Origin of the sequence: Acinetobacter sp. PC34 (assembly GCF_051789135.1) — a bacterium.
In the GTDB taxonomy this organism is placed as follows: Bacteria; Pseudomonadota; Gammaproteobacteria; order Pseudomonadales; family Moraxellaceae; genus Acinetobacter; species Acinetobacter johnsonii.
This window is the reverse complement of the sequence record NZ_CP196664.1, coordinates 1,991,295-2,007,458: the sequence shown is the minus strand read 5'-3', so window position 1 is coordinate 2,007,458 and position 16,164 is coordinate 1,991,295. Positions and strand designations below refer to the sequence as shown.

Below are 16,164 nucleotides of genomic sequence, written 5' to 3'. Positions count from 1 at the left end.
GCAGCTGTTTTTCAGATTATGAGCTTAATTACTAATCCTAGTAACGCCGAACCGATGATGACTCGGAGCACACTCTGATTAAACTTAAATAATGCGACTATAGCTAAAATAGCAATAATGGCAGAAATATAATCAAAACTTCCTTCAAAGCCCTTTGGCCAAAGCACGTGGTAACATAAAAAGAGAGCTAAATTCAGAATTACACCCACCACGGCAGCGGTAATGGCTGTTAAAGGGGCTGTGAATCTAATTTGATTATGCGTGGACTCTATGACAGGCGCCCCCGCTAAAATGAAGAAAAATGAGAAAATAAACGTAAACCAAGTGACAATGATTGCACCTAATGCACCCGCAATAAATTGATGCTCAACACCTAATAGAGATTGATTGTAAGCCGCCAAGAAGCCGACAAAAGCCACCACCATGATCAACGGACCAGGAGTACTTTCACCTAGAGCTAGTCCATCAATCATTTGAGTTGGTGTCAGCCAGTGATAAAAACCGACGGCCCCCTGATATACGTAAGGCAGAACAGCATAAGCTCCCCCGAATGTCATAAGAGCAGCTTTAGTAAAAAACCAAGCAAGTTGAGTATAAGAATGACTCCATCCAAAAATTGCTGTTAAAGAGATGAGCGGAATTATCCATAAAAGTGCTGAGATTACTGCTATTTTGATTAGATGCGACCATTTAAAAATGGCGTGTTCAGGTGTGGGAGTGTCGTCATCAATAATTGCACGACCATAAGATTTTTGACTGGAATGATGTGCATTTACCTGAAATAACTCTGGAAGCTTTTTACCTGCGAAATAGCCTGATATAGCTGCACATAGAACAATTAAAGGGAAAGGGACATTAAAAATAAATATTGCAATAAAAGCGACAACTGCAATTGCCCATAGAAATTTATTCTTTAATGATCGACTACCAATACGATAAGTGGCATGAAATACAATGGCTGCAACTGCTGGCTTAATGCCATAAAACAAGCCCGCAATGATCGGGACATCTCCATATTTAACATAAACCCAAGACAACCCGATCAGGATAAATAGAGAGGGTAAAACAAAGAAAACACCTGCAACGATGCCTCCTTTGGTTTTATGCATTAACCAACCAATATAAGTTGCGAGTTGTTGAGCTTCAGGCCCAGGTAACAACATGCAATAGTTCAGAGCATGCATAAACCGCTTTTCTGAAATCCATTTTTTTTCTTCAACCAGCTCTTGATGCATAACAGCAATTTGCCCAGCAGGGCCTCCAAAGCTGATGAATCCGAGTTTTAACCAAAATTTAAAAGCTTGCCAAAAGCTAATAGATTCAATTTCTATTTCATTTGACAAAGATGGCTTATTGTTCATGCTAAATTCCTTTGAAAGTCTGCATACAAGCCATCAAAAATATGGTTTGAAAGCTGGAGTAATTGATCATCATTTGTGATCGTGCTTCTGAGACCTTGTAAGATTTTTTCAATACCTAATGCTTCAGCAGGCTCATTTCCTCCAACATCTAAAAAATGAACAATTTCAGCGATTTTATTTAAAGCAGGGTTTTGTAATTTAAAGCTATGCATTAACACTTCATAAGTGACTAGATTATTGATATGCGTAAATTTGGCATGATCAAAATCGAAACCTAAGGCATCCTTTGGGCAATCATCGGGGTGCTCTAACCAAATAAATTCTGCCTGAGGGTCTACAAATTTTTGAATGATCCATGCTGATGCCAAACGGTCAACCCAAGGACGCTTTCTAGTTGCCCAGATTTTATTTTGAAAATCTTGCTTGAATAGGACTTTTATTTGCTGTTCAAAATTATTGGGTTCATCATCTTCACCTAAACGAGCAATAGCATGTTCTAATCGGGTGAGTTCATTCAGTGTTTTACTTTGTTGAATATTGGGGAAAAAGTCTATTTCTACCAGTGAATTGATGGACTTTCTTAATTTTCGGATTTGTTTGAGATATTCTTTTTTCTTACTTTCTTCAAGCTTACTTTGTATTTGAGAAATTTCAGTTCTGAGTTCCTCATACTCTCCACTCCGATCAAAAAGTTGTCCCAGATCTAGATGTGCAGGAGCTTCAGCGTGAAAGATATAAGCATGTCCATTTTCATTGAAATGATCATCGATAACAGTATCAAATTTTTCAGAATATATTGCTGGTAGGAGATAGACGCCATCTCTTAGTGTAGCTGCACCATTCGATTTTAATGAACGCCAAATTCGCATTCTGGCGGCAGTACTTTGACTAGGAGGTGATGATACAAGTAATGATAATTTCATGTTATAAACTCAACATATTTTGTTTAATTTATAACATGTTTAATTTTTTGGTAATGGATTTAATTGAATAACAATATGCATAAAAAGAATAAATAGTTTTTTGACTTAAAGAGGGTGACTATATAAGTACAATTAAAATAAAAAATGCTGACAACCTTATGAATCAGGGCAACGCTATAGCTTTAATGTATGAGTTGTATTCTGTTTGTTCTGTAAGATAGTTTTTCTCAATCACAATATATATTTTTAACACTTATCTGCTTATACTGTGCGAAGTTTTTAGCAACATTCTTTTTGCACGTCGTTTGTACTTTTACAGTTGAGTACATGATTGTGTACATATTTTTAGAGTAGTTTATGGCAGTTGTAAAAAAGTCTGTAGATATCAATAATATACGAAACTTTAGCATTATTGCTCACATTGACCACGGGAAGTCAACGCTCGCTGACCGCTTTATTCAAACCTGTGGTGGTTTGCAAGATCGTGAAATGCAAGCACAAGTACTTGACTCCATGGAACTTGAACGTGAGCGTGGTATTACCATTAAAGCTGCGTCGGTTACTTTGTATTACACTCATCCAAATGGTCAAGAGTATCAATTGAACTTTATTGATACACCAGGGCACGTCGATTTTTCATATGAAGTGTCACGGTCATTGGCTGCCTGTGAAGGTGCATTGTTGGTTGTAGATGCTGCGCAGGGCGTGGAAGCTCAGTCGGTTGCGAACTGTTATACCGCAATTGAGCAAGGTCTCGAAGTTCTACCAGTGCTCAACAAAATTGATTTACCACAGGCTGAACCTGAACGTGTGATTCAAGAAATTGAAGACATTATTGGTATTGAAGCGACTGAAGCGCCAACCTGTTCGGCAAAAACAGGTCTTGGGATTGATAGCGTTTTAGAAACCCTTGTTAATGTCATTCCTGCACCTACTGGTGATCGTAATGCGCCATTACAAGCTTTAATTATCGACTCTTGGTTTGATAACTACTTAGGTGTGGTTTCTTTGGTGCGCGTGAAAGAAGGTCGTGTGCGTAAGGGCGACAAGATGTTGATGAAATCAACAGGCCAAACGCACATTATTACTTCTGTGGGTATTTTCAATCCTAAACATACTGAGACAGACATCCTTGAAGCGGGTGAAGTTGGTTTCGTAATTGCAGGGATTAAAGACATTTTTGGTGCGCCAGTCGGTGATACGATTACCCTTGCCAACACACCAGAAGTCAAAACCTTGCCAGGCTTTAAAAAAGTGAAGCCGCAGGTGTATGCAGGTTTGTTCCCAATTGATTCAAGTGAATTTGAACCGTTCCGTGAAGCTTTGCATAAACTTCAGATCAATGACTCGGCGTTATTCTTTGAACCTGAAAGCTCAGATGCTTTAGGTTTTGGTTTCCGTTGTGGCTTCTTAGGCATGCTACACATGGAAATCGTGCAAGAGCGTTTAGAGCGCGAGTATGATTTAGACCTCATTTCATCTGCACCGACTGTGATTTATGAAGCGGTGATGAAGAATGGTGAAACGATTTATATCGATAGCCCATCTAAAATGCCAGATGGTTCAACGGTCGAAGACCTACGTGAGCCGATTGCTGAGTGCCATATCCTTGTACCACAAGAGTATTTGGGTAATGTCATGACTTTATGTGTGGAACGCCGTGGTGTTCAAAAAGACATGAAGTTTATGGCGAACCAAGTTTCGATCACTTTTGAAATTCCAATGGCGGAAGTGGTGATGGACTTCTTTGATAAATTGAAGTCGTGTTCACGCGGTTTTGCGTCGCTCGATTATAACTTTGTACGTTTTGAAAGTTCATCATTGGTAAAAGTCGATGTTCTAATCAATGGCGATAAAGTCGATGCCTTGGCAATGATTTGTCACCGTCAAGATGCACGTCACCGTGGTATTGCATTAGTTGAAAAAATGAAAGATTTGATTCCACGTCAAATGTTTGATGTGGCAATTCAAGCGGCCATTGGCGCACAAATTATTGCTCGTTCAACCGTAAAGGCAATGCGTAAAAACGTATTGGCGAAATGTTATGGTGGTGACGTTTCTCGTAAGAAGAAACTGCTATCGAAGCAAAAAGAAGGTAAGAAACGCATGAAGCAAGTGGGAAGTGTAGAAATCCCACAAGAAGCGTTCTTGGCTGTGTTGAAAGTAGAAAGATAAAAAGGTAGGAATATAAGCCCATGGATTTTGATTTTAATTTGATACTTGTTCCTGTCACACTGATTTTCTTTTTGGTGTGGTTGCTCGATAAGTTTGTATTTAAACAACGAGCGACAAAAGGCAAGGGGAATGAAAATTTTGTCATTACTTGGGCTTATGATTTTTGGCCAGTCCTTGCGATTGTTCTATGCTTACGTTCATTCTTTTATGAACCTTTTAATATTCCTTCCGACTCGATGGTCCCGACTTTAGAAACTGGTGACTTCATCTTGGTCAATAAGTTTGACTATGGTGTTCGCCTGCCGATTGTGAATAAAAAAGTGATTGATGTGGGTGAGCCTGAGCGTGGTGATGTGATTGTCTTCCGTTATCCACCGCAACCGACGATCAGCTATATCAAACGTGTGGTTGGTATTCCTGGCGATCACATTGTTTTTGATCATGGCCAATTAACCATTAATGGTCAAAAAATTGCTAAAGTTCCTGTTGAATTTAGCCGTGAAAAAGACCGTTTAGATACGCCTACTTCGATATATCATAAAGAAACCATTGGCAAGCATACCTTTACCATGCGTGAGTTAGAGGGTGTCAATGTTGCACGCCAAGCACCGTATATTAACTTTGTAGAAAATGGTAAATACTCTGCTGAAAATGGTTTATATTGGGAAGTGAAAGTAAAAGAAGGTGAGTACTTTGCGATGGGGGATAATCGCGACCAAAGTGCTGACAGTCGTTTCTGGGGAATGGTTCCTGAACAGAACCTAACGGGTCGTGCATTTTATATTTGGATGCATAAAGAACCTGGCTTTAAGTTGCCGTCATTTAACCGTAACGGTAGCATTGACTAATATCGATTCGGAAAATAAAAAATGCGCAAGAATCAACAAGGGGCATCTTATATCGCCATTTTATTTGCAATCATGGGGTTTGCATTTATGGCGAAAGTGGCAATTGCAGTTTGGGCTCCTTATTTTGATGATCGGATGATCAATAGCCAAATTGAGGAAGTATTTCAAAGCAGCCCGAAAAATATTCAGCCCGCGGAGTTTGAGAGTCAGCTTTCAAAGCGTTTGGATATGAATGGTATTCGCGATGTGAAGATTAAAGAAATTATGCAAGTCACCAATACCGAAGGGTTGCAGGTGAAAAAGGAGTATGAGGTAAGAAAACCCTTCTTACTGAATATAGATTTAGTATTAAAGTTCGAGAAAAGTTTTGATCAAAGCTCAGTCCAAGCTAAGTGAAGCCCGCTTAGCGAGCCGTATCGGTTATCAGTTTAAACAACCTGAATTACTTCAGCTTGCACTGACCCACCGATCGGTGAGCCACAAATACAATTATGAGCGCCTAGAGTTTCTAGGCGATTCTTTGTTAGGGATGATTATTGCAAATTATCTCTATAAAGCTTATCCAACTGAGAACGAAGGCCGTTTGACGCGTATGCGTGCAACCTTGGTTCGTCAGGAAGCTTTAGGTAAAATTGCAAATGATTTAAAACTGAGCCAGTCACTCATTTTAAGTACAGGCGAGTTAAAATCAGGTGGACATCATCGCGAGTCCATCCTTGCGGATACGGTTGAATCGATTATTGGTGCAATCTATGTGGATTGTAGTGATTTAACGGTGTTGGAGCCGATTGTGTTAAAATGGTACGAGCCATATTTAGACCATATCGAGCCAACCGATCAACTTAAAGATCCTAAATCTCGTTTACAAGAATATCTTCAGGCACGAAAAAAAGCTCTCCCAGTTTATGATGTGGTTGATATTCAAGGTGATGCACCCAATCAGCATTTCAAAGTGGAATGTAAAGTGGATGGATTGTCTGTTGTAAATGGTGAGGGCACCAGTCGTCGTTTTGCTGAGCAAGCTGCTGCGGCGGATATTTTAAAACTTTTGGAGCAGTAATCTGCCATGTCAAATTCTTCCGATCACATCGATGCTGATCACGAGTCGCAAAGCGACAGTAATGATTTAATTAGCCAGTTTTTTAGCGAACAAGGCACAGAAATCCCAACGGATTTTCGTAGCGGCTTTGTGGCAATTGTAGGTCGTCCAAACGTAGGCAAGTCTACGTTGATGAACCATTTATTGGGTCAAAAATTATCGATTACTTCACGTAAACCACAAACCACACGGCATAAGATTGTGGGAATTGATTCACGTGCAAAATCTCAAGCAGTATTTGTGGATACGCCAGGGATGCATAAAAAAGAAGTACGCGCCATCAACAAAATGATGAACCGTGCTGCGTCTTCTGCATTGCGTGATGTCAACTTGGTATTGTTTGTTCTGGATGCAGACAAGTGGACTCAAAACGATGAGCTCGTTTTGGAAAAACTCAAAAATGCAGAGATGCCAGTGATTCTAGTGATCAATAAAATTGATATACTTGAAAATAAAAACCATGCATTACCCTTGATTCAAGAGCGTGCAAAATTAATGAATTTTGCTGAGATTGTTCCTGTTTCTGCACTACGTGGTGCAAACTTAGACCATCTGCGCGATACCATTGAAAAATATTTACCTTTCCAGCCACCGATGTATTCATTGGATCAATTGACAGATCGTTCTGAACGTTTCTTGGCATCAGAAATTATCCGTGAAAAGATTATGCGTCAGTTGGGTGAAGAGCTACCTTATGATTTAACCGTGCAAATTGAGTCGTTTAAGACTGAAGAAGCAACGGTGAATGAAAAAACAGGTCGTCCTAAACCAGCATGTACATATATTGATGCAACGATTTTTGTAGACCGCCCAGGCCAGAAAGCAATTGTGATTGGTGAAAAAGGCGCTAAGCTTAAGAAAATCGGTATGGATGCCCGTATCGATATGGAAAAAATGTTTGAACAAAAGATCATGTTGACACTTTGGGTTAAAGTGAAAGGCGGTTGGTCTGATGATGAACGTGCATTGAAAAGCTTAGGTTATAGCGATATCTAAGTTTTAAGAAAACAAATTTTTATAGGGATGGTGTTATGGTCAAAGTGTTCGCAGTAATGGCTTGTATGTTGTTTTTGCAAGGTTGTATACACAAGATCGTCACCGTTCCTGTAAAGATTGCTTATAAAACCACAAAAGGCGTGGTGAAAGGAACCGCAGCTGTGGTTGGTGCTGTTATCCCAGATGGGGATGATGAAGACAGTGAACAGAATGATAAAGATAAAAAAGATTAGTTAATTTCTCATGCGCAATGAAGTACTGCATGGTTATTTAATTCACCATAGAAAATACCGTGAACGTAGTCATATTGTGCATTTATTTACCCAAGAGCATGGGCGAGTTGATGGTATTCTAAGGCAAACCCCGCCGCCACAATATCAGCCGATTTGTTTACAAGCTTCGGGTAAATCTGAACTCAAAAATTTTACAAAACTTGAAATTGTCAATCAGCCGATTTTTTTCTTCGGGGATGCTTTTTTTTCAGGTTTTTATCTCAATGAGATCCTGCTCAGGCTGTGTCCGCTCGAAGTACAAATGGAGCAAAGTTTTGCTCAATATGCGCATACGCTAACGCAATTACAACAACTGGCACAGCAAGCCGATCCTAATCAATTTTTAAAACAAATTCTAAGACAGTTTGAGCACGAACTGCTGGAAGATTTAGGCTATGCCTTAGATTTTTCGACCGATGCCAATCAACTTGAAATTCAGGCATCACTCAACTATATATTCCAGCTGAATGAAGGCTTTATTCCTACTGCACAAGCCTCGCGATCGACCTTAAATGGACAGCAAATTTTAAGCATGTGCCAATATGAAAAGGGTAGGGATTTTGGTTTGGAGCAGTTACAATTACTGACCAAGTTGTATCGACAAATGATCAGTTCATTGTTGGGCGATCGCCCCTTAAAAAGTCGTCAGTTGTGGATTCAGAACACTCAAACTCAATCGTAATTAGGAAATGAATATGGCTGCATTACTTGGTGTAAATATTGACCACGTGGCAACTTTACGACAAGCGCGTGGAACGTCTTATCCTGATCCAGTCAATGCAGCACTGATCTGTGAGCAAGCAGGGGCGGAAGGGATTACCTTGCATTTACGTGAAGACCGTCGTCATATTCAAGATGATGACGTGCGTCGTATGCGTCCAGCGCTTAAAACACGTATGAATTTGGAGTTGGCAGTCACAGATGAAATGATTGCATTTGCCAAAGAAATTAAACCGCACCATGTATGTTTTGTTCCTGAAAAACGCCAAGAAGTGACGACTGAAGGTGGTTTGGATGTGGTTGGACATTTTGACGATGTTAAAGCGGCAACTCAAGCCTTGTCTGAGATTGGTTGTGATGTGTCCTTGTTTATTGATGCTGACTTTGCACAAATTGATGCAGCGGTTGCTTGTGGTGCACCAACCATTGAAATTCATACAGGCGCTTATGCTGATGCAGAAACACCTGAAGCTCAGCAACATGAGCTTGAACGTATTGTCAAAGGTGCTGAATATGCGGCATCTAAGGGTTTAGTAGTCAATGCTGGGCATGGACTCAACCTTGAAAATGTAACCCCAATTGCGCAAATTCCACAGATCCACGAATTAAATATCGGTCATTCACTGATTGCCGATGCAATTTTTGTGGGCTTGGAACAAGCCGTGCGTGAAATGAAAGCAGTGATTAAAGCTGCACGTTAATTTTAAAGTTTTTAAGATTTGAATATGTCGAATATCAATTATGATGAACTCATGAAGCCCGTCATGGACTTCTTGGGCTGTGAAACACCAAAAGCTTGGTTGGCTGAAGCACTAACTAATCTTGATGTGCTGATGCAAGACCACGCGAATTGTGAGAAGAAAGCTGCAGGTACAGCGATGAACCTGATGTTTCGATATAGTTTTTTTACCGATTTACAAGTCAAGCTTGCACAACTGGTTCGTGAAGAAATGCTGCATTATGAGCAAGTGCTTGAATTTATGAAAAAGCGCGGGCTAGAGTGGAGCAATCTGAGCGCTGGTCGTTATGCGGGTGGTTTACGTAAAGAAGTGCGGACTTATGAGCCTGAGGCTTTAATTGATATTTTAATCATTGGTGCCTTTGTAGAAGCACGTTCATGTGAGCGTTTCTACGCGTTAGCACCTTTGGTCGATGATGAATTAGGTCGTTACTATCGCTACCTGCTGAAGTCTGAATCACGCCATTTTGAAGACTATTTAGCTTTGGCTTTAGATGTTGCGCAAACGGGGAAATTGAAAAATCCGAAAGAAGATATTCAAGCCCGTATTGAACATATCCGTAACGTCGAAAAAGAGCTAATTATTACACCTGATGATGTGTTTCGTTTCCATAGTGGCGTGCCTATGCAAGCGACTTAGAAATAAGGTGGGTGAATGCCACAGTTTGTAGACTGTTCGAAAGTTGCAAATTCTCAGTGTAGATAATTCTAACTCATTAAAAAGCCCAATCTTTATCGATTGGGCTTTTTAATTAGAGATGGGTAGATATGATGTATTGAGAGCTGTAATTCCTTTCCATAAAATCGCGAAATATGAGTCAGTGGAATGAGTTATTTGAGTAGGTGTGCTTAGAATTTTGACGATGATTTCTTGTACTTTTTTATATCTTCCACGTTCCACCATTGCACATCATGAAAAATGGTTACATCAGAAAGAGTATTTCGCAAAGTCTCAGAGACATGACTTAATTGGGTGGAAAGATCTATTTTCTTAAAAAATATTTTTAATGATTGGCTGTGGTGGGTGAATAAAAATTAAAAATAATCTGTCATTTTACTCATAATGATTACATCCAGTAGAAATATCTTTATAAGCAGGATCACTAAAACTAAGCTGGTATTCCCAATTTTTTTGCCCTTTCCATTTTTTCATTTCAGTTGCTGTGATCTGGACGAACATCCACATGTGTTTTAAATGTGCTCATGATTTTTCTTGTGAATCATTTTTTAGTGTTTTTAAGATAAGTTATTTTTCGAGAATAGTTTAGTTCTGGCTTTCTGTTGAACTTAGCTGGAGGATTTACACCTTAAGCGGTAAAACTTTTAATGTGTAGAAAAGAAGAAAGCCCACGACTTATAGTGTGGGCTTTCTTGAATTTGGCTCTCCAACCTGGGCTCGAACCAGGGACCTGCGGATTAACAGTCCGTCGCTCTACCGACTGAGCTATTGGAGAATCTGCATGCGATTATAAGGACATTTCATAGTGGGTCAAGTCTAAAATGTCATGTTGCTGTCATTTTTATATTGGATGCTTTTTATTTGAACAAAAAAATCATTTTCAAAAAAAATCGTATTGAAGTGCTTGCAATGTGGGAAAGTCGTTGATAGTCTGACTTTAACAACAGAGCGTTTAAGTGAAAACTTAAACAGTGTGGATTTATAACCAACTTGCCAGCACTAAAATGGCTAAACAGGAGAAAGCGAATGAATACGCTTACTATTTCCGATATTTTTGCAAACCTAGCTGATTATCAAAATCAGTATCTTTCTATTATTTCCAACCCTGAACAATACTATATCTCTGTAGAGTCAGCCTATATTGATGTTTGGCCAGTCGGTTGTACAGACTTGTATTTGGGTGATTTATTACAACTTTGGTTTAGTGAGCGTTGGCTGGTCAACAGTCCTTGTCAGTTGCTTTCCGCACAGTCGACAAGTACTCTTAAAAAGACTGTGCAGCGAGAACATGATCTGTATTTGTATCAGTTGTCAGGCAGTGCTTTATCAGGTAATAATCGTTCAAAAGTCTGGTCTGCTGCTGAAGGTAAAAGTTTAGACGTGAGTTTAGACAGCGCATTTAAATACTATTGTATTTATAAAGGAGTTGAGCGTCCTGATGCCTCAAAATTGCAGACGCTGAAGACGTTTAAAACCGCAATTTGATCTGTCATGCTGAAGTAAAGTTTAATTTGGCGTAAAAAAGGCACTGAAATTTATCAGTGCCTTTCGTTTTTAGGAACGAATAATCATACAGGTGGCTGTGGCATGGGCGTAGAGTTTACCGTCTTCATCTACAATTTTACCTTCAGAAATACCTAAGTTCTTACTGATGTTGATCACGCTGCCGATGGCAAGCAGTTCTTTGTCTCTTGGAATCGGTCGGCACATTTTAGTATTCAGATCAATGGTGCCATAGCCAACACCTGCTTCAAGCATAGTATGTACAGCGCAACCTGTTACTGAGTCGAGTACTGTTGCTGCAAAGCCACCATGCACGCCACCAAGCGGATTTAAATGGCGGTGATCCGCTTTTGCTTTAAAGCTAATTTTTCCTTCAGAAACTTCAAAAGGCTGCATGGGAATAGTTTCACTGATACTTGCTGGTGGAATTTTTCCTGCACACATGGCTTCTAAGAGTTGTAGTCCTGTCATTTCTTTGGGATTCATCTTGTTCATTCCTATATTTATCTATGAGTTCCTTTTTGGAACTTGTTGTCCAATTAAACAAAATTCAGTCTTTTCGTCAATATTGAGCATTGGATTGATCAGTACAAAATCAACGAAATCGTAATCACGGATTGAGATGATGTTGCGAACGGATTGCATGTAAAAAGTGTAAGCGTATTCATTTTGATGATTTGAGTGTTGATAGAACTGAGTAACCTAAACGTGAGCATTGTTTTAATGTGGTGCACAAAATTTATACACTCTTTGTTTTTTATTTATATATAAGATAAACAAGGTTTTAGTAATTTTATACAGTCTTCACATGAAGAAGGAACTCACAATGAACGTGTCCTGTTTATGCGGTAAAACTAAGTTCCAAGCCGCACTCAAAAATCATGATGTGCATGCTTGTCATTGTTCGATGTGCCGCCAGCAGTCGAGCGGGGTACTCATGAGTATTGATGTCGAACCCAATAGTTTAAAGTTTGACAATCAAGAATATTTAAAATTATTCAAGTCATCGGATTGGGGGGAGCGTGGTTTTTGTAGCGAATGTGGCACGTCACTTTTTTGGCGAACTCAGGACGGCAGCTATTGTAATATCAATGTGTTTGCGATGGAAGAACAGCCAAAAGATTTAAAACTTACAACAGAAATTTATATTGATAATAAGCCTGATTTTTACCAATTCAAGTATTCTACAGAGCAGCTCACTGAAGCGGATGTGATTGCTTTATTTTCACCAGATGATGCTAAAAAATAAGATATTCAGGCTGAATCATCTGAGTTGCACATCGAGATTATTGATAAATTGTATGAGAAAAACTCTCTAGATTTAATAAGATATATTCGATATATCAGCAGGCTGTTGAATAAGGATGCTCAAACATGCTGCTTAAAATTTCCATTGCAATGTTGGCCTTTGCAGCCAATTCGGTGCTATGTCGTTTAGCGTTGGCTGAGCAGCAGATTGATCCGATGAGTTTTAGCTTACTTCGGGTCTGTAGCGGTACAATGGTGTTATTTCTACTGTATATGCTCTCTACTCATAAGGCCAAAATAGAGTGGAGTGTAAAAAACGGTTTTTTTCTTGCCTTATATATTGTGGCTTTTTCACTGGCCTATTTGCATATCGACGCGGGTGTAGGTGCATTACTACTGTTTGGGACAGTTCAATTAAGTATGGTTGGTTATGGCCTGTGTCATGGTGAAAAAATCAATTTACGACGCGGGTTGGGGCTGGTGATCGCTATTTTAGGTCTTTTGATTTTATTGCTACCAGCGTCTTCGGCACCTCCTTTGGGTTATGCTGCATTGATGGTACTTTCAGGCATAGGTTGGGCGATGTATAGCATTGTAGGTAAAAAGATGCATAACCCACTGGCCAGTAGCTTGGCAAATTTTGTAGTGGCGATTCCTTTTGTTGTCTTGGTCTATTTATTTTTTTACACACAGAGTTTTATCCAGCCAAAAGGTATGCTGTTGGCGCTCTTATCTGGTGGTTTGGCATCGAGTGGAGCATATGTACTTTGGTATGCAATAGTGAAGAAAATTGATCGGGTCACGGCCAGTAGCGTGCAATTGTCTGTGCCATGTTTGGCGATTCTGGGTGGGGCATTGTTTATTGGGGAAGCGTTGAGTTTCCGAATCATTATTTCTGCGACGATTATTCTGGCAGGCATTGCCTTGGTGATCTCGGCGTCATCTCGCAAGAAAGACGTAGATACAATAGATTCTGCTGGTACTACACGGCTCTAAAATTATTTAAACGGGCTTAAGAGCAAATTTTTCAGATTTTGTTTAAAAATAAAAAACCCGCGAAGTTCGCGGGTTTCTCTAATCTAACTTTAAAGGTTAAATCATTTTTCAGCAGCAATTGAAGCAATCGCAGCGTCTACGCCTTCGATTGAGTCAGCCGCTTTCTTGATACGTGCAAGCGCATCTACAAGTACGTCATCAGCAGTTGCATAAGAAATACGCATAAAACCGCCTAAGCCGAATGCATCACCAGGAACTACGGCAACGCCAGTTTCTTCCAATAACCATTCAGAGAATTCTGTGCAAGATTTTAAGCCTTTCGCACGAATTAATGGACGGATGTTTGCATATGCATAGAATGCGCCATCAGCAGGTAAGCAAGAAATACCGTTGATGTCGTTCAAACCACTAACAACTAAGTCATGACGGCGTTTGAATGCTTCAATCATAGGCTCAAGAACGTCTTGAGGGCCATTCAACGCAGCTTCAGCAGCAACTTGTGAAATAGAAGTTGGGTTTGAAGTTGATTGAGATTGGATTTTTTTCATTGCGCCAATAAGCTTAGCAGGGCCCGCTGCATAGCCAATACGCCAGCCAGTCATTGCATATGCTTTAGACACACCGTTTAACACGATTGTGCGGTCATAAAGGTCTGGTGCAACTGTTGCGATATTGTAGAATTCGTCATCCCAACGGATTGGTTCGTACATATCGTCAGAAGCGATATAAACTTCTGGGTATTTACGAAGAACATCAGCCAAAGCTTCTAATTCAGCTTTAGTGTAGATCATACCTGTTGGGTTTGATGGACTGTTTAAAACCACTAAACGAGTTTTGTCTGTGATCGCTGCTTCAAGTTGAGCAGGTGTGATTTTGAAACGTTGTTCTTCACCACATTTTACAATAACAGGAACACCTTCAGCGATAATCACCATGTCTGGGTAGCTTACCCAAAATGGTGCAGGGATGATTACTTCATCACCTTTGTTTAACAAAGCTAATGCTAAGTTAAAGAATGACTGCTTGCCGCCACAAGAAACCAAAATTTGGTTTGCAGCATAATCAAGGTTATTGTCACGCTTGAATTTTGCAATAATCGCTTTTTTAAGGCCAGGCGTACCATCTACAGCGGTGTACTTTGTGAAACCGTTGTTAATCGCTGCAATTGCTGCATCTTTGATGTGTTGTGGGGTGTCGAAGTCAGGTTCACCTGCGCCCAAGCCAATAACGTTCTTGCCAGCCGCTTTTAATTCAGCAGCTTTGTTGGTAACAGCAAGAGTTGGGGACGGTTTGATGGCATTCACACGATCAGAGAGACGTACGTCCACGGCAGTATTCCTTCTTATAGGGTTTAAAAAATAAAAAGCACACTATATTAGCTTAAAAAACTCAAGCAAGGCGTTTAAAAACACAGATTTTCTGCAAAAAACATAAAAAAATTCAATTTTGAATTAGGGTCTGTTGACATTTACTGTTCATAATTAACCCTATAAAGGTAGCCATAAAAATATACAGGCTAAAGCAACAGAACTTTGATAATTTCTTTTGAGCTTGTCATATCGAGTAGCTATTCCTCTAAATTGCTTTAATCTACAAAACATATTTTCAACTAAATGCCTGATTTTATATAAACACCAGTCCATATGGTCATTGTTCGATTGGCTATTTGTTTTTTTTGGTATATTCGCTTTAGTCCTTGTTTTCCTGATCTGTTCACGCAGTGGTTCTGAATCATAGCCTTTATCTGCACATACCACTTTTGTCTCTTTTAAATCTAATGTTGATATTAAATCAGGTGCAACTTTAACATCATGTGTGGTTCCATCGGTAATCATGAAATCAATAGGATTGCCATGTGCATCAACAATCAAATGTATTTTTGAGGAGTTTCCTCCTACACTTTTAGAAATAGATTGATTCGCTATACCGGCAGAATGTTGATGAGCACGTACATGAGAGCCATCAATAAAAATCCACTCCATATCGGGGCATGAGGCTAGTAATTTGAATAATCTAAGTAACTTACCGCTGCTTGACCAACGATTAAAACGTTTGAAAATAGAGTTTGAATGACCAAAACAACAAGGAATATCTCGCCACGGACAGCCTGTTCTAATTCTATAGAGAATAGCTTCAATAAAATTGCGTAAATTTGAGTTGTGGTGAATGGATAAATTACGCAGAATAACTTTCAACTTTTGCCAGTGTTGATCTGTCAGCATGGTACGAGGCATAGCGAATAGTAAAATTGGGTTTGGCGATTTGATTTTACTACTTCGCTATTTTTTTAAGCTAAAAGTGTCAACACACCCTAATGATTTCAAAAATGTACAGAATTAGGAAGTTTCTCGCATCTTTATGAAAAAAACTTTAAAATAAGCGCAATTTGATGAGAGTGATGGTCATGAGTAAGCAACAGCCTACTTCAAAAAAACCTTTGGTGAATCTCCCATTCCCAATGCCAAATGCAGAACAAAGTGCTGACGATGTTGCACATAATCAGGTTCGTCCAAAACCTGAACAATATGCAGATCGTACTTGGATGCCACCACGTGGCACCCGTCGTTCAATGGGTAAACGTTAATTCGCCATTGAAATAAAAAAG

17 protein-coding genes, 1 tRNA gene and 1 pseudogene are annotated in these 16,164 nt (G+C 39.5%); 13 read left to right on the top strand and 6 right to left on the bottom strand.

Annotation, left to right across the window (positions count from 1 at the left end):
• Positions 1-11: 11 nt before the first annotated feature.
• Together chrA and ACSC9N_RS09730 are read right to left on the bottom strand one after the other, a co-directional pair.
• The gene (gene chrA / locus ACSC9N_RS09735) at positions 12-1,361 is read right to left on the bottom strand and encodes a chromate efflux transporter (RefSeq protein WP_159153582.1); all 1,350 of its coding nucleotides are present in this window, start codon (positions 1,359-1,361) and stop codon (positions 12-14) included.
• Entirely contained in the window at positions 1,358-2,284 is a 927-nt protein-coding gene (locus ACSC9N_RS09730; protein ID WP_395475194.1) for a chromate resistance protein ChrB domain-containing protein, read from the bottom strand. The genes chrA and ACSC9N_RS09730 overlap by 4 nt, the downstream gene beginning before the upstream one ends.
• A gap of 357 nt (positions 2,285-2,641) precedes the next feature.
• On the opposite strand from ACSC9N_RS09730, the gene lepA reads away from it, so the two are divergent.
• Genes lepA through ACSC9N_RS09685 form a run of 9 tightly spaced genes read left to right on the top strand, consistent with a single transcriptional unit; the run spans position 2,642 to position 9,773 of the window.
• Positions 2,642-4,459 carry a translation elongation factor 4 gene (gene lepA, locus ACSC9N_RS09725; RefSeq protein WP_004693672.1) on the top strand — a complete coding sequence of 606 codons (1,818 nt, stop codon included), beginning with the start codon at positions 2,642-2,644 and terminating at the stop codon, positions 4,457-4,459.
• Between the two features lie 20 nt (positions 4,460-4,479).
• Positions 4,480-5,307 carry a signal peptidase I gene (gene lepB / locus ACSC9N_RS09720; RefSeq protein ID WP_010326441.1) on the top strand — a complete coding sequence of 276 codons (828 nt, stop codon included), beginning with the start codon at positions 4,480-4,482 and terminating at the stop codon, positions 5,305-5,307.
• A gap of 21 nt (positions 5,308-5,328) precedes the next feature.
• Positions 5,329-5,703 carry a DUF4845 domain-containing protein gene (locus tag ACSC9N_RS09715; protein WP_004693667.1) on the top strand — a complete coding sequence of 125 codons (375 nt, stop codon included), beginning with the start codon at positions 5,329-5,331 and terminating at the stop codon, positions 5,701-5,703.
• Positions 5,675-6,367, top strand: coding sequence for a ribonuclease III (rnc, locus tag ACSC9N_RS09710; protein WP_004693665.1), 693 nt, complete (start codon positions 5,675-5,677; stop codon positions 6,365-6,367). The genes ACSC9N_RS09715 and rnc overlap by 29 nt, the downstream gene beginning before the upstream one ends.
• A gap of 6 nt (positions 6,368-6,373) precedes the next feature.
• Complete coding sequence (era, locus tag ACSC9N_RS09705; protein ID WP_010326443.1) at positions 6,374-7,402, top strand: GTPase Era; 1,029 nt, start codon at positions 6,374-6,376, stop codon at positions 7,400-7,402.
• Positions 7,403-7,437: 35 nt separating this feature from the next.
• Complete coding sequence (locus tag ACSC9N_RS09700) at positions 7,438-7,635, top strand: NF038104 family lipoprotein (protein ID WP_004693662.1); 198 nt, start codon at positions 7,438-7,440, stop codon at positions 7,633-7,635.
• A gap of 10 nt (positions 7,636-7,645) precedes the next feature.
• Positions 7,646-8,356 (top strand): DNA repair protein RecO, encoded by a 711-nt coding sequence (gene recO, locus ACSC9N_RS09695; RefSeq protein ID WP_004693661.1) that lies wholly within the window; start codon positions 7,646-7,648, stop codon positions 8,354-8,356.
• A gap of 13 nt (positions 8,357-8,369) precedes the next feature.
• A complete protein-coding gene (pdxJ, locus tag ACSC9N_RS09690; RefSeq protein WP_004980400.1) occupies positions 8,370-9,095 on the top strand; it encodes a pyridoxine 5'-phosphate synthase in 726 nt (241 codons plus the stop codon).
• Positions 9,096-9,119: 24 nt separating this feature from the next.
• Positions 9,120-9,773, top strand: a complete 654-nt coding sequence (locus tag ACSC9N_RS09685) for a tRNA-(ms[2]io[6]A)-hydroxylase (protein ID WP_010326444.1) — start codon at positions 9,120-9,122, stop codon at positions 9,771-9,773.
• A 738-nt stretch (positions 9,774-10,511) separates the two neighbouring features.
• Here the strand turns inward: ACSC9N_RS09685 and ACSC9N_RS09680 are convergent.
• Positions 10,512-10,587: transfer RNA gene (locus tag ACSC9N_RS09680), tRNA-Asn, on the bottom strand.
• Between the two features lie 251 nt (positions 10,588-10,838).
• Here ACSC9N_RS09680 and ACSC9N_RS09675 point away from each other — a divergent pair.
• Positions 10,839-11,297: a hypothetical protein gene (locus ACSC9N_RS09675; protein ID WP_010326445.1), complete on the top strand. Its 459-nt coding sequence runs from the start codon at positions 10,839-10,841 to the stop codon at positions 11,295-11,297.
• 69 nt (positions 11,298-11,366) lie between these two features.
• Here the strand turns inward: ACSC9N_RS09675 and ACSC9N_RS09670 are convergent, their stop codons facing one another.
• Positions 11,367-11,801: a PaaI family thioesterase gene (locus ACSC9N_RS09670; RefSeq protein ID WP_010326446.1), complete on the bottom strand. Its 435-nt coding sequence runs from the start codon at positions 11,799-11,801 to the stop codon at positions 11,367-11,369.
• Positions 11,802-12,141: 340 nt separating this feature from the next.
• On the opposite strand from ACSC9N_RS09670, the gene ACSC9N_RS09665 reads away from it, so the two are divergent.
• Together ACSC9N_RS09665 and ACSC9N_RS09660 are read left to right on the top strand one after the other, a co-directional pair.
• The gene (locus ACSC9N_RS09665) at positions 12,142-12,564 is read left to right on the top strand and encodes a GFA family protein (protein ID WP_010326447.1); all 423 of its coding nucleotides are present in this window, start codon (positions 12,142-12,144) and stop codon (positions 12,562-12,564) included.
• Positions 12,565-12,689: 125 nt separating this feature from the next.
• A complete protein-coding gene (locus ACSC9N_RS09660; RefSeq protein WP_010326448.1) occupies positions 12,690-13,559 on the top strand; it encodes a DMT family transporter in 870 nt (289 codons plus the stop codon).
• A gap of 101 nt (positions 13,560-13,660) precedes the next feature.
• Here ACSC9N_RS09660 and ACSC9N_RS09655 read toward each other — a convergent pair whose 3' ends face one another.
• The gene (locus ACSC9N_RS09655) at positions 13,661-14,887 is read right to left on the bottom strand and encodes a pyridoxal phosphate-dependent aminotransferase (RefSeq protein WP_004693649.1); all 1,227 of its coding nucleotides are present in this window, start codon (positions 14,885-14,887) and stop codon (positions 13,661-13,663) included.
• A 140-nt stretch (positions 14,888-15,027) separates the two neighbouring features.
• Positions 15,028-15,793 (bottom strand): annotated as a pseudogene (locus ACSC9N_RS09650) (IS5-like element ISAba31 family transposase).
• A 170-nt stretch (positions 15,794-15,963) separates the two neighbouring features.
• Between ACSC9N_RS09650 and ACSC9N_RS09645 the strand changes: the two are divergent.
• On the top strand, positions 15,964-16,143 hold the full coding sequence (locus tag ACSC9N_RS09645; RefSeq protein WP_004693646.1) for a hypothetical protein: 180 nt from the start codon (positions 15,964-15,966) through the stop codon (positions 16,141-16,143).
• Positions 16,144-16,164: the final 21 nt, after the last annotated feature.

Coding starts and splice junctions, on each gene's coding strand:
- chrA (WP_159153582.1), bottom strand. CDS start 1,361: ATGAACAATAAGCCATCTTTGTCAAATGAAATAGAAATTGAATCTATT.
- ACSC9N_RS09730 (WP_395475194.1), bottom strand. CDS start 2,284: ATGAAATTATCATTACTTGTATCATCACCTCCTAGTCAAAGTACTGCC.
- lepA (WP_004693672.1), top strand. CDS start 2,642: ATGGCAGTTGTAAAAAAGTCTGTAGATATCAATAATATACGAAACTTT.
- lepB (WP_010326441.1), top strand. CDS start 4,480: ATGGATTTTGATTTTAATTTGATACTTGTTCCTGTCACACTGATTTTC.
- ACSC9N_RS09715 (WP_004693667.1), top strand. CDS start 5,329: ATGCGCAAGAATCAACAAGGGGCATCTTATATCGCCATTTTATTTGCA.
- era (WP_010326443.1), top strand. CDS start 6,374: ATGTCAAATTCTTCCGATCACATCGATGCTGATCACGAGTCGCAAAGC.
- ACSC9N_RS09700 (WP_004693662.1), top strand. CDS start 7,438: ATGGTCAAAGTGTTCGCAGTAATGGCTTGTATGTTGTTTTTGCAAGGT.
- recO (WP_004693661.1), top strand. CDS start 7,646: ATGCGCAATGAAGTACTGCATGGTTATTTAATTCACCATAGAAAATAC.
- pdxJ (WP_004980400.1), top strand. CDS start 8,370: ATGGCTGCATTACTTGGTGTAAATATTGACCACGTGGCAACTTTACGA.
- ACSC9N_RS09685 (WP_010326444.1), top strand. CDS start 9,120: ATGTCGAATATCAATTATGATGAACTCATGAAGCCCGTCATGGACTTC.
- ACSC9N_RS09675 (WP_010326445.1), top strand. CDS start 10,839: ATGAATACGCTTACTATTTCCGATATTTTTGCAAACCTAGCTGATTAT.
- ACSC9N_RS09670 (WP_010326446.1), bottom strand. CDS start 11,801: ATGAATCCCAAAGAAATGACAGGACTACAACTCTTAGAAGCCATGTGT.
- ACSC9N_RS09665 (WP_010326447.1), top strand. CDS start 12,142: ATGAACGTGTCCTGTTTATGCGGTAAAACTAAGTTCCAAGCCGCACTC.
- ACSC9N_RS09660 (WP_010326448.1), top strand. CDS start 12,690: ATGCTGCTTAAAATTTCCATTGCAATGTTGGCCTTTGCAGCCAATTCG.
- ACSC9N_RS09645 (WP_004693646.1), top strand. CDS start 15,964: ATGAGTAAGCAACAGCCTACTTCAAAAAAACCTTTGGTGAATCTCCCA.